This is a genomic window from Xenorhabdus innexi (genome assembly GCF_002632485.1).
Taxonomy (GTDB): Bacteria; Pseudomonadota; Gammaproteobacteria; order Enterobacterales; family Enterobacteriaceae; genus Xenorhabdus; species Xenorhabdus innexi.
In genome coordinates this window covers 1-12612 of the sequence record NZ_NIBU01000019.1, presented here as the reverse complement: position 1 = coordinate 12612, position 12612 = coordinate 1, and the positions used below count along the sequence as shown (strand labels likewise).

Sequence of the window (12612 nt, the reverse complement as noted above, 5' to 3'; positions counted from 1 at the left end):
TATACGGGAAAAGATATTCCTGTGGCTATCATAATATTGTCTCGTTTGTTTTCAAATATTAAGATTTTTCTTAACCAGGGAAAATCGTAAATTAAAATTCCGGAGATAATCAACGGTACTCCACGTTTTTTATCCGCTGTAACACACGCTGTTTCTGTGGTTTTCCTTAATCCACTGTGATGAAGGTACGGGTTTTTAATGTATTATTTGATGTTCAACAATCTATTAAAAAGTACCAAATACTTTTAATATCCCGTGAAGTATGGTCGCAAAAAGACTATCATAAGTAATCAAATGTCTTTAGAGCGATGATTAATTATGGCAAAGATCGGGTATGCACGAGTCAGTTCAACAGGTCAAAGTTTAGATATACAACTTGATAAATTAAGGCAGGCTGACTGCAAACGAATTTATCAGGAGAAACGTAGTGGTCGTACCGCACAGCGTCCACAGTTCCACGCATGTATGAATTATTTACGTGAGGGGGATACGTTGATTGTGACTAAACTAGACCGTCTCGCCCGTTCTGTGACGCACCTGTCACAAATTGCTACTCGCTTTCAACAAGAAGATATTAATCTCGTTGTGCTGGATCAGAATATTGATACCCGAACTTCGACAGGGCGTTTGATGTTCAATATGTTAGCGTCTATTGCCGAATTCGAAAATGATTTACGCAGCGAACGTCAGGCTGAAGGGATAGCCAAAGCGCAAGAAAACGGGGTTAAATTTGGGCGTCCCGCAAAATTAAATGATACTATACGAAACGACATTTATGCACGCCGTCAGGCTGGAGCGACAATCAGTGAAATCGCAAAGGAATTTGACTTCGGGGTTGCTACTATCTATCGGGTACTGAGAGAGTTTAAAACCCGTGATGGCGCAGAGCAGTCACAAAGTGTATAAAATGGGCACGCCTGATGAGGATAAATTGATCCTTATGCGTTAGAGTGCTAAAGTTAATGGCAGTTAATGTATGGTTTTGAATCAAAATTTCTGGTCAGTCACGCCGAAAGGTGACTAAACCCAGTCAGTAGTGTGTGAAATTATCTGACTGATAAAAAGCAGAAACCCCATAATCTGGACTTATCTTGGCGGACGGTTTCAGAGTTACGGGGTATCATGGAGCAGAAATCATTTGGTTTCTGCTTAGGAGTATAGAACGATGAGACTTCTATTGCAACTTTTTGATCCCCGCCATAAGTGCAGGGGTTGTGTATAAAGTTCAACACACCCCATCAGCTTCTGATAACCTTGTTCGTACCCGGCGTGGCGAGTCCAATGCCCTGCGAAAAGGGCAGTCTAAAATCCATCGGCGCAATACACCGAATCAGGATATTCCGGTTCCGAGAGGGACGCCTGCGCGTCTTTCGCGTACCCTGAAAGTTCACAACTGGTGGCTCGACAGGGATTTAATTGCCCTGCGTCAACAGGGCTATGTTCCCTATTCAGAGCGTAATAATACCCATTTTACGCGCAAGCCAATGCGTGTGCGTGCCCGGTCTGAAAGCCGTGAGGCCATGACATCACTCGCGCTGGCATTGGTGGCTCATGCGGATTTTTTCCCCAGCCATGATTATCTGTTTGAAGTGATGGTGCCTTTTGAATTTATTGCGAAAGCAATGGGGGTGCTGCATCAATACGAGAATGGGCGTAAAGCCTATGATACGGCGTTACATGCCTTATCCGTCTTTGAGCAAATGAAACATCTGGTGGTGCACAGAGATAAAGACAGTGACACGGGGCAGAATAAACCGGTACGTATTTGGCTGACACCGGACTTTTTTATCTCCAAAGGGATTCCGCATCAGGAAATCCGGCAAAGCCTGATCGACTTTCAAAATTGGGCGATTAAGAGTGGTCAGTTAGAAAATCTGGATAAGAAATATCAGCGCCATTTGTTACGCATGGAAAGGATGGGCATTGATATCCAGAATAAACATGGCCTGCGTAAACTGTTGAAGAATATCAAACGTTCCGTTGTCGCACCTGATTTACAGGAACAAAAAGAGAAAGCGATTAACGATATCAAAGACCAGATTGACGTGCTGGATAAGCAGGGTGCAGAAAATCTGGAAGCGGAACTGGAGAAGACGCAGCAGGCTGTATCACGCCTGCGCGGGAAAAAGAAATCCACGCGGCCTTACTGGGACTTATTTGTCCAGTGGGAACGCACAACAACAACCGTGGCGAGTTACCTTGCTCGGACTAAAGTAAAAGCCCAGCACCCCCATATCACGGAAAACTCAGAACAGTTTTACCGACTCTTGCTGGAGCAGGAAGGGGTCGTAGTCACGTAACCTGATTGGCGTCATCGCTTTATCAAATGAAACCGTGCCCATGCGCGGTTTTCCTGTTGCTCTCACCCTGGAATTAGCGCATTTTTTGTTCGTTTTACATAGGCGCGTTCCCATTGGTTATGTCATTTTTTCTGCTAAAAAAGGAGTTCCTGCCTTAAAACGTGCGGATTGGATAATAAAGCACCATTTAATTTCGAATAGTTATCCGTAAATACAGTTAATTTCGAAACTTATTTCTGAACAAAAAGCCTTTTAAAAAAAGGGATGGCATTGCGTTGGGCCTCTAAGAAAGGCCCCAACGCTATATGCTAGTCCTTTTCACTTTGTTCAAAGGAAAAACAGTGACAATAGAAATTCAGGAAAACATCAATAAAAAAGAAAGGACTTCGCTTGCAGCGGCTAACGCCGCGCCGCTCAGAAAAAATCAGAAGACAATAAAACCTTACAGCACTTCAATCTCAAAACCCGCGCGGTCAGATCTCATCAAAGACACTATGCTATCGAGTACAAGCATGTTCCGTGCAGAAAAGTTCGCTCCGCTCACGGCTTAGCAGGGAGGGGGCTGGATATTGCGCCCAATGATATTTCATAACTTATTGTTAAATAATTTATTTTTCGTTTAAATTTATACGCTATTTTATAATAGAAAGATTTTCTCAACGCGATGTCATCATAGTGATCACTGGAGGTAGATAAATAATGTCAAAGAGTAATAATTTAATGGATGATTTCAAATTTGGATTAATTTCTGCCGTGTTATTTTTTATTTCCGGATACTTACCTTACTTTTTAATTGGATTAGCGATTGGCCACTTTGGACATTTTGGACATTTTGGACATTTTGGACATTTTGGACATTTTGGACATTTTGGACATTTTGATAGAAAAAGCTCAGCGGTGTTGGTTGGTAGCGTTGGGATTTTCCTTACTGGAGTCATACGGATTCAACCATTCTCAATGATTGGGAGTATGTGTGCAATATATTCAGGCATCTATTTTTTTTAAGCTATTTATTACTTCTATAAAGGGGATTTTCGCCCTTTCCCTCGGAAAGTTCACTGTGCAGAATTAAATCATTTAGCGTGGGATATTTTCCGTTTTCCAAGCGAACCCCATTTTGACTATTTGTTAGGGATCACGGTTATGTAATCACTAACAAGATCTATCAGCTTTCTATCACTTGTGATCAGTGGAATTTTGATATACTTAGCCTGGGCGACAATTAACCGATCAAACGGGTCTTTATGTAGTTTTTCAGGTAAATCGTTCACAACAAGCACATGCGCGCTTTTTATAGGAATTTCAATCAAACCAGCCTCAAACAGTCCGTCCCGGAACTGTTCGGGATCGACGGAAAAATCAGCTTTGTTCAGATTGCTTTTAATGACGACTTCCCATATAGACGCCGCACTAAAGCAAAGCGTTTTGTCTGTATCTTCAAGAATATCAACAATATCGCTTTGCAATTTTTCCGGTTCATATACCATAAACAGCAAAATATTGGTATCTAACAGCAAATCCATTAAGAGTCTTTTCCTTCAAACATATCAACAAGTTCGGGGGCATTCATATCGTCAAAATTGGCGGGAATGATACCTTTACCTTTGAGGAATCCCAGTTTACGCTTCGGTTTATCTTCTCTGTATGCAATGATTTTAACCAGGGTATGACCATTCTTGGCAATCATCACGGGTTCACCCGTGCGAGCGACTTCCTGAACAATTCTGGACAAGTTAGTTTTCGCATCATATATATTAATCTTTTCCATAGAATGACCTCTCTTATGAATTCACACTTTTAAGTATACTACTTTCATTGGTCTGGTCAATTTGGTTAGACTAACTATTGATATTGACTATAAGGTCAGTTTGGATATCGAAAATTATTGTACATTAAGCCTGTTTTTTGAACAGGACTTGCTATAGCTATAGAGTGTACTCCCGCGCTATACACTGTTTATCGTGGAATTTGTTTAAAGGCACTAGAAAGTATAATGGATAAAGTTCTCAATAATGCAGAAAAACTAAAGAAAAAATAGCTAAATCCGATAAAATATAAATGTAATTAAAATAATAAAAAGGAATTAAAGGTAAGATATGAATAATAAAGATAAAAAAATCCACATAAGTATATTTAATAGAATTTTCTGTATTGTGATGTCAGTTTTTTTCTTGTTTATCACAACACTATATTTATATTTTTCTTGGGTTGATTTTTTATCATTAATTAAAATGAATAGTAAAATATATTTTTCTTGGAGGGTTTTTTTTGCATGTTTCGGGCTACCAATAGTCTATTATATGTTTATATCAGCAATAAAAAATCTATTAGTTAATAAACCATCTCCTTTTAGTGGTTTGTTTTTGAATTTTTGCATACTTATTTTTGCTTTATCTTTTGTATCTAGTTTTCCTGTATCTATATATGTTGATCATAAATTAAAGAAATCTGGATACGTTAAATGTAGCAGAACATCTTTAATTGCACCTAATAAATATGTCAAGAATATGGATGAATGTAACTAAGCATATGTAATATATGCTTAGTTTATATTTTTACAATACTCTATCTTCCCATATGCTATAGGCTGATGTGCCTGCTGTTATATGATTCCATGCGATGGCTTTGTAATTTACCTTTCATGTGGGATGGCATCGAAGTTATTGATAGAGTGAGGATATACATAAGAAACATCAGTGATAGTATCATCGGTTATTTTAACTTCATAAAATAACTCTAAAGGCACTGGAAAGTAAAATGGATAAAGTTCTCAATAATGCAGAAAAACTAAAGAAAAAATATCTGAATCCGATAAAATATAAATGTAATTAAAATGATATAAATAATAAAAAGGAGTTATAAAATGAAATATGATCCAAGATTAAGAACATGGGTTGAAGATGATTTCAACTATGAAGCGAATTTTAAAAAGCAAATGGATCACATTAATTATAAAGACCTAAAAAAACAATTAAATGAAAACATAGATTACCACGCTATATTAGATCAAGATGAAGCTATACTTTTTTTGAAAGAGTTAGAAGGTAATATGAAATCTATTCGGGATAATGTTTATCCAACCACTGATGTCCTTTCAAATTTTGCAGGGAACATTAGAGATATTCCAGGAGTTTTAAAAGTAGCATCAAATTTTAAACCTATAGATATTGGTATAATGACTCATATAGTAAATGAATTAAAAGGTAAAGGCGTAAAGGCTATAGAATATTTAGGAAAAAATGGAGTGAGGTATATAAAATTAACAGACACTCCTGGGGTAAGAAAATATTTAAATTCAACAAGATATCTTATAAAAAATAAAAAAATAATGGAGGTTGGTGTAGGTTCTGTCGCTATGGAAAGTAGTCTTGTTTCAGGTGTTAAATTTTGTATTGTATTCTCCGCTGCATATAGAGCAGTAGAACTATTACTTAAGGATGAATATGAATTAACAGATTTTTTTGTTAATTTATCAATGGATATGGCAAAGTTGATTATAGGAACCACAATAGCTAGGTTGGCAATTACAGGAGCAACTTCGCTCGTTATTACCACAGCTTTGAGTGCTACTGCTATAGCGTTTGGTGTTTTTGTAGTTGGAGCTATTGTCGTTTGGGGATTAATGGAGTTAGATAATGAATTAAAAATCAGTGAATCTATAATTAAAAAATTGAAAGAAAAAAGAACAGCGAAGCCTCCTACACCTTATCATCCCGATCAATTTTTCAATATGTGGGGGAGATCTCTACGTGGATAATATAAATTCTCCTTCGAAAGTGAAGATTTCTGTTTCGGCACTCATATTTATGGGTGCATCTATATTGGGGGCTTTAGCCTCTATAATTGATTATGTAGGTCTTTTAACTGGAAGTGATATTATTACATTCTCAATAAGAAGCGCTTGGTTTATTTGGTTTAGTCCACTATGTATGTATATATCTTTACTTCTTTTTAAGTCTATTTTAAGTAAAAAAAATATAGCGTTAATTAATAAAAAAAAGGTTAATTCGAGTAATAAATTGGGCGGATTATTTACCTTTATGGTTGTAATTGGTTTTGTTTTTACTTTGGTTTTTTCTTTTTATGTTGAATTTAAATTGAAAAGTGAAAATTATTTCTTATGTGATAAAACATCATGGATGGAAACTAATAAGTATGTGAAAAACATATCGTTATGTAAATAAGCATAGCAAAATGCTATGCTTACTCTATTAATAATTTCTATCTTCCCATATGCTATATGCTGATGTACCAGCGGTTATATGATTCCATGCGATGGATTTGTAATTTAGGAAAACCCTTTCATGTGGGATGGCATCGAAGTTATTGATAGAGTGAGGGTATACACAAGAAACATCAGTGATAGTAGCGTCAGTTATTTTAATCTCATAAAACAACTCTAATTGCCCAGACTGAGAAGTTCTGTAAAAAATAAATTTACCGTCTAGCGATTCGTTGGAGTCTATAGCCATTGCCAATAGTGGTGATGACTTATCTACGGGTTTAATAAACTGTATAGGTTGATGGCTGACATTTTGTTCTCGTGTAATAGTATGATTTAGGCTAAGTACCTGTATTTGATCCTCATGTCCTTTTTGATATCGATTTCCGATGGAATCGAGAGTTGAGCATCCAGAAGATATCAGACCTTGTTTTTTACCGTTTAACGATAGATAAATCATATATGACATAAAATCACCATCCTAGTTATTTTAATGATTTAATAAGAGGTGGTTAACTTAACATATAAGTCAAAATTGAAATAGACTTGCCAGTGTATTATTTTTTATTTTGAAAATTTTGATTAAGGGGTATTTCGCCCGATGCATCCAAAAGTTCCATAACGTTAAAATAAATAATATATTTCATATTGTTGAGTGTACAACGCATCAATTTTAAAACCAACGCGACTAAATCTCATCAAAGACATTATGCTGTCGAGTACGAACGCGTTCCGTGCAGAAGGTTCGCTTCGCTCATGGCTTAGCAGGGAGGGGGGATCATCCTATCAGAAGACTTTTACTCAAATAAAACCAAACCACACTCCGAACCCTCTCAGTACCCCCAAAGGAAACGTAGTAATATCAACGATAACCCACCAAATTAGTTTATGATAAGCATCTGATATTATCGAGGTTAGCCACCCCAATAAAGCCAGTCCCATAACCAAAAAACCTAATAATTCGAAAAATTCGTCGTTCATGTACTCTACCTTCAGTTTAGGAACGGAATAGCTTATTTACAATCATATTTGTTCACCATAACGATGGCTTGTGTGTTCCCAGACCCCTTGTAAAAAAAAGAAATCATTGGTGAATAAAGCGAATTATTAAACCAGCTTTCTTTGCACCAGGAGGACTTAATCGTACTAAGCATAGCGGCATTAATTTCATTTTTTATTTCTTTCGTGATAGGCATTAATACTGTTAAGATATAAACCAGTCCTATATTATCTGCTTCCACTTTTTCCAGTATCACATATTCATTAATCCTTTTTGGTAGATTCGTATTGAGTTCCATAACTTTCTCTTGCGTTTCTTTCAATGCTTTCTGAATTGTTTGTGCCTTATTGAATGTTTCTGCATAGGATACGCTCACATAAGTTGCCATACTGACAAAAATAAGAACAAGTGTACTAAGAGAACGAGTCATAATAATTTTATATTTCAAAATATTATCCTTTTTTATCTGGCAACAAGTAAGGTGTCTATGCTAACTATAGTGTGTTCAGAGGATTAGAAAGGAAATGATTCAGAATATTTATCTTTTGTTTAGTGAAATCAATTGTTTTTAACGCTGTTTTATTTATATAAAAAGCATATTTATCTAACAACATCATTTAAATTGATAAGCATTTCTGTATTCGGTGATGAGATCGAAATATGGATAACCGGCTCTGAAACCAAATGCACCGCATCAAATTTTTTACTGACACAACAGGCATCTTCTATGGCCTCTTTTGGCAACATACCATGATCAAGATTGCTGTATACCCGTGAGGTTATTTGTGGATCACCAATCACTATCCGTTGTTTTGGTACGGGGAAAAAGGGGGCAGAAAGTCCCGACGTTACCCACATATACGGCTGTTTTTCAGGGATAATCAATATATTTCCGGTATCCCCTTCCTCAGAATCTCGGAAATGCGTCAGCAATTCTGTGCGGGTTTGTTCGCAGAAATTCATCCCGCCGCACCGATAGGCATGAATAAGCGCATAACCTATTGAGGGGTCACCAACAAAACCCGCTAATCCGCGTTCATCATCATTTGTACGATCCAGGTGGTAAGTAAACACTTTTTGAACCGTCATGCGATGATAGTTATCGACACAAATGGAATCCGCATACAAACAATTTTCTTGGGCATCGTAGAGCACAACACTCATCGTGATTTTTCCTTTTTAATGGGCCACTCCTCAGCATTGGTGGTCAGAAGTGGCATGAAGGTATCCGTACTAACGGGGCCAGAGTTCCGTAAATTCCTGATAAATATGCATAGCCAGTGTCATATTTTGCAGGCGTTTGGCATTTTCACTCCGGGCACTCGCACGAGCCTGTAACATGGCATGGAGATCATCCAGTTTTTGATCAAACTCAACTGCATCAATATCTTTCAGTACGTGCATATAGTTCACGACGCCAGAGGTCACAAGACGCGGTGTCTTTAATGGCTGCTGTTGCGCTAACGCCGCCACGAGTTGTGACATAAGCTGGGTATCAAACGCGGGTTCAGATTGAACGATGGGTGCCGCTGTCACCGACGGTTTTATCAATGCTTCTGGTACGGGTGGTGCCGGATGGTTTACCGCAACCGCAACGTCTTCCGTGGCAGAACGTAAGAGAGCTGCCTGTGTTTCTAATTGTGCGGACTTCTGCAACGTATCCGGTGAAACATACGGTTGTTTATTCCGGGGCGCTTTGCTTTGTTTCGGCTCAATGGGGATCTCCTGCAAGGTATCGGCAGACGGGATCACCGATTTTTTTCGTGTCGAGGGTTTAGTCATGGGTTTCTCCTCTCAGATCAAGTTCCCAAACATTGGGCCTTTTTGATTTTGACGGAATACTGGTAACGCCTTCCAGCATGTGTTTACGGGTATCACGTGCACGCAGTATCTTCATGTGCTCTTTAAACAGGTCAAAAGGATAGTTATTACTTTCACACCAACGCCGTGCGAAACCTTTATTAATAAATAATTTATGGCTGTAATTTTCCTGACGTAAACCGAGTTCTTTCGAGGGGAGCTGGTTCGACAGGATCGGGGTGTTTGCTGCCCGGATTTCCAGCCGGTTCTCAAAGGTGGCCGAAATAAAGTGCTCAAAGATACTTGCCGGTGTAATTTTATCTTGCTCGACGTTGACTCGTATCCGCTCTAACTGGGCTTTGACTGCGGTCATCACCCGCCCTACATCAAAATCCCATATACCCAGCTCTTTACCGATAATTAATCCGGCGATCCCCAGTGAGACTGTCCATGTCCAGTAACGTTCTTTTTGTGTAAAATCAAAGAACTCCTGACATTCCCGACTTACGTCCTCACAGAGTTTTTTCACCAAATCCATATTCCGCATGAGGTTTCGTAACCAGAATCGCCCTGCGGCCCCTGCATGAAGGGTACGGGCTAACATAAACGTTTGTTCAACGAATTCTTTGTTCTCGTTGTTGCGTCCCCACAGGCTTGGTAGATTGCTCATGTCCAGTTCAATGACACGCGCGTTAAGCGCCTCAGACAGTGCGTTCATGTTTACCAGTTGTTGTGTCAGTGATAAGTTTCCTGTTGATAAAACCGCCATTGTCCAGGAACCATTATTCTCCTGCAAACGATTCGTATTCGGTAACCCTCTGTCCTTGTCGCGTCCTTGTGTGATGGAATAGACAAAATCCGTGAGTTCTTTGCCCTTACGTTCCGTGATTTCGTCAATGCACATGGCGATGGCGTTTAATTCGCCGAGTCGTCGATACAGGGCAACTGCGGTATCACGTGTCAGACCTTCAATGCCACTGCCGCCATCGACTTGGGGACGACCCCAAATCGATATCGCCAGACGTGCGGACGTTGTTTTTCCGACACCAGATCGCGTTGCATAACTATGGACAAGGCATCCCTGAACGCCCATGAGTTTAAATAAGGGAGCGGCAAAACTGACACCCATTAAAAATTGTGTCAGCTCCATATCCGGCACATTAATTAAATCCATCGCTTTACGAAAACCGGCGACTGACGCATCCTCACTCATGCGAAAGGCTTTATCCATACTGCCCCCATTATTCGCCAGTATCATTGGGCGTACCGAACCATCCCCACGAAACTCGGTATTGCCCAACAAAAACGCAGACATATCGTCTGTCCAGCCATAATGTTGGTGCTGCTTATCCGCCGCGCGGATATCGGCTGCCTGCTCTGCGGTTCGACGTAAAAAGGTCATAAGATTTTCCCACTGTCCTTTTGAAGTGACGGTGACCCCATGTTTACTTAATAAGCCCTGTAAACTATAGTCTTTGGGTAATTCTGATACGGGTAATTCAAAGACCCGTGCCGGATCGTGTGGCATGGAAACCTGCATCACAAATGACTCGCCGTTTTGTGGTGAATAGACCCGGTTAAGAAACAAAAGCGGGTATTTATAGATTAATGTTTCTTTTTCCTCTGTGCCTTTTGCCCGTTTCCAGATCCCCGATCCCATCTCGCTTGACGCAATTTTATAATCACGATGAAAGGGTAACGGTTGCTCGGTTATCTCCGCGACTTGTCTGCTCAGTAAAGTAATTGAGGGAAGTTGCCCTTCGTGTATCGTGACCGGGCGTGCTTGTGGGATATGGTTAATAATGGCCTTTAATTCTTCTTCGGAGGCTTCTTCGACTATCTTACCCAATACAATGGGGGAACGAATTTTACCCCAGTGAGGACAACCACCGCACACATCGGGATTAAGACGGCTGAACATGTCACAGGTGTAAGGTTTATCTATCACGGATTGTGCTTTAAATTCCGTCTCGGTGAAGGAGTAAGTCGGATATTGGTCGGAAATTTTATGTATCCATTCTTCCCCATCAAAACAATTTACCGCAATAGATAACGCCCCGCGCCATGTTGGTTCGTCGGTGGTACTTTGTTGTTCATAACACAAGGCGAGCTGGTCACAGCCGCCCGGTTTCGGTTTTTCACTGCCGATATCACAGCGAGCCATAATCTGAGCAAACGAAAATGACTTTTTTTGGACGCCCCAAATAGCCTCCTGAAAACCTATCTCATCTTGAAGAAAATCGGGAACTGCGCCCAACTCACCCGATTGCAGAGGAACATAGGGCAAAACTTCCTGCATTTCGGCAAGCGAATACGGTTGTGGCTCTGAGGCGATAATACGAACAGTATTCCCACTTTTGGTATGCAGGGTGCCCGGAACGCGTAAAATACCGCTGATCCGCATACTGGCCCCCGCATCCATTTTTAAACCGTGGGTACGGACGAGCTGTCCTAAACCCCCATGAAGCACCCGCCATTGTTCCGGTGATACGGGTTTATCCAACACCCAATAGATATGTAATCCTTCACCACTGGCAATAACGTAGTTCGGTTGCCACATATCTGCGTCAACCAGCCATTGGGAAAATGCTGTATGGGCCATTTCAAAGCTGGGATAGGCCCACTTTGGGTGTTTCTCAAACTTTTCTTTCCCAGCATCAATATCGAGCCATAGGGATTTAACGTCCTGTACCTGATCATCCCGACGCCCAGCATATTCCGTCCCTTTTGTGTTAAAGGAAGACATGGCAAAGTATAAGTCCGTCTCTCCTGACTCATGCTGCTGAATAAATCGGGCAGCATTACCATTTCGGATATTGACCCAGTAGTTACGAACTTCTTTACCTGTCGCTGTCCGGGGGTTTTTTTTAATGGTGACAAGAACTGTTTCACCCTCCGGAGGCACAACCGACGTTAAGAAGTCCATACGGTGCCTTATAGGTTGATACTATTTTTAATCGATGATTGAATATTTTTTAACCCGATAATATCCCAGTCCCGTTTTGAATCATTGAAAGGAAGCTCCCCGTCGTCACTGAGATCATGAACCCAGGCGCTGTCATTTTTCAGTTCTTCTAACGTGTACTGGTATTTCAATGCGGTCTGTACTTTTTCCGCAAACGCCAAAAGAATATGGGGATAAACCGTTTTAGGGCTGCACGGTAATGCGCCAATGGCATCGATTTCCTTTAAGAGGCTATTCAGAATCTTTTTCACCCTGAACAGTTTTTCATGTAACCTACTGGAATGAGAAAAGTTTATGCCAGTGATATCAGTCGAGAAGTCTTTCA

The 12612-nt window shown here is 40.0% G+C and carries 15 protein-coding genes and 1 pseudogene; 6 read left to right on the top strand and 10 right to left on the bottom strand.

Translation table 11 applies throughout. The annotated features are described in order from the left end of the window. Positions 1-318 precede the first annotated feature (318 nt). The 3 genes from Xinn_RS09760 to Xinn_RS09745 all read left to right on the top strand — a co-directional run bounded on the left by Xinn_RS09760 (position 319) and on the right by Xinn_RS09745 (position 3305). Positions 319-906: a recombinase family protein gene (locus Xinn_RS09760; RefSeq protein WP_086956676.1), complete on the top strand. Its 588-nt coding sequence runs from the start codon at positions 319-321 to the stop codon at positions 904-906. A gap of 308 nt (positions 907-1214) precedes the next feature. Further along, the gene (locus Xinn_RS09755; RefSeq protein WP_086956674.1) at positions 1215-2300 is read left to right on the top strand and encodes a hypothetical protein; all 1086 of its coding nucleotides are present in this window, start codon (positions 1215-1217) and stop codon (positions 2298-2300) included. A gap of 699 nt (positions 2301-2999) precedes the next feature. Continuing rightward, positions 3000-3305, top strand: coding sequence for a hypothetical protein (locus Xinn_RS09745; RefSeq protein ID WP_086956670.1), 306 nt, complete (start codon positions 3000-3002; stop codon positions 3303-3305). A gap of 116 nt (positions 3306-3421) precedes the next feature. Here the strand turns inward: Xinn_RS09745 and Xinn_RS09740 are convergent, their stop codons facing one another. Next, on the bottom strand, positions 3422-3823 hold the full coding sequence (locus tag Xinn_RS09740; RefSeq protein ID WP_086956669.1) for a type II toxin-antitoxin system VapC family toxin: 402 nt from the start codon (positions 3821-3823) through the stop codon (positions 3422-3424). Continuing rightward, complete coding sequence (locus Xinn_RS09735; RefSeq protein WP_086956667.1) at positions 3823-4068, bottom strand: type II toxin-antitoxin system Phd/YefM family antitoxin; 246 nt, start codon at positions 4066-4068, stop codon at positions 3823-3825. Before Xinn_RS09735 ends, Xinn_RS09740 begins: the two co-directional genes overlap by 1 nt. A gap of 328 nt (positions 4069-4396) precedes the next feature. On the opposite strand from Xinn_RS09735, the gene Xinn_RS22695 reads away from it, so the two are divergent. Continuing rightward, on the top strand, positions 4397-4825 hold the full coding sequence (locus tag Xinn_RS22695) for a DUF1240 domain-containing protein (protein ID WP_339373500.1): 429 nt from the start codon (positions 4397-4399) through the stop codon (positions 4823-4825). Between the two features lie 30 nt (positions 4826-4855). Here the strand turns inward: Xinn_RS22695 and Xinn_RS22690 are convergent. Continuing rightward, a pseudogene (locus Xinn_RS22690) lies at positions 4856-5040 on the bottom strand (type VI secretion system tube protein Hcp); the annotation flags it as partial. A gap of 123 nt (positions 5041-5163) precedes the next feature. Between Xinn_RS22690 and Xinn_RS09720 the strand changes: the two are divergent. Together Xinn_RS09720 and Xinn_RS09715 are read left to right on the top strand one after the other, a co-directional pair. Next, positions 5164-6057 (top strand): hypothetical protein, encoded by an 894-nt coding sequence (locus Xinn_RS09720; protein ID WP_086956665.1) that lies wholly within the window; start codon positions 5164-5166, stop codon positions 6055-6057. Continuing rightward, on the top strand, positions 6050-6484 hold the full coding sequence (locus tag Xinn_RS09715; RefSeq protein ID WP_244590179.1) for a DUF1240 domain-containing protein: 435 nt from the start codon (positions 6050-6052) through the stop codon (positions 6482-6484). The genes Xinn_RS09720 and Xinn_RS09715 overlap by 8 nt, the downstream gene beginning before the upstream one ends. 27 nt (positions 6485-6511) lie before the next feature. On the opposite strand, the gene Xinn_RS09710 is transcribed toward Xinn_RS09715, so the two are convergent. From Xinn_RS09710 to Xinn_RS09680, 7 genes are all read right to left on the bottom strand, one after another. Next, on the bottom strand, positions 6512-6991 hold the full coding sequence (locus Xinn_RS09710; RefSeq protein WP_086956664.1) for an Hcp family type VI secretion system effector: 480 nt from the start codon (positions 6989-6991) through the stop codon (positions 6512-6514). 332 nt (positions 6992-7323) lie between these two features. Continuing rightward, complete coding sequence (locus tag Xinn_RS09705; protein WP_086956661.1) at positions 7324-7503, bottom strand: hypothetical protein; 180 nt, start codon at positions 7501-7503, stop codon at positions 7324-7326. A 32-nt stretch (positions 7504-7535) separates the two neighbouring features. Further along, entirely contained in the window at positions 7536-7970 is a 435-nt protein-coding gene (locus Xinn_RS09700; protein ID WP_086956659.1) for a hypothetical protein, read from the bottom strand. Between the two features lie 152 nt (positions 7971-8122). Then, positions 8123-8686 (bottom strand): hypothetical protein, encoded by a 564-nt coding sequence (locus Xinn_RS09695; RefSeq protein ID WP_086956657.1) that lies wholly within the window; start codon positions 8684-8686, stop codon positions 8123-8125. A gap of 69 nt (positions 8687-8755) precedes the next feature. Then, positions 8756-9304, bottom strand: a complete 549-nt coding sequence (locus Xinn_RS09690) for a hypothetical protein (protein ID WP_086956656.1) — start codon at positions 9302-9304, stop codon at positions 8756-8758. Then, positions 9297-12248: a DUF927 domain-containing protein gene (locus tag Xinn_RS09685; protein ID WP_086956654.1), complete on the bottom strand. Its 2952-nt coding sequence runs from the start codon at positions 12246-12248 to the stop codon at positions 9297-9299. Before Xinn_RS09685 ends, Xinn_RS09690 begins: the two co-directional genes overlap by 8 nt. An 8-nt stretch (positions 12249-12256) precedes the next feature. After that, positions 12257-12612 (bottom strand): hypothetical protein (locus Xinn_RS09680; protein ID WP_211286009.1); only part of this gene is annotated, 356 nt, incomplete at its 5' end.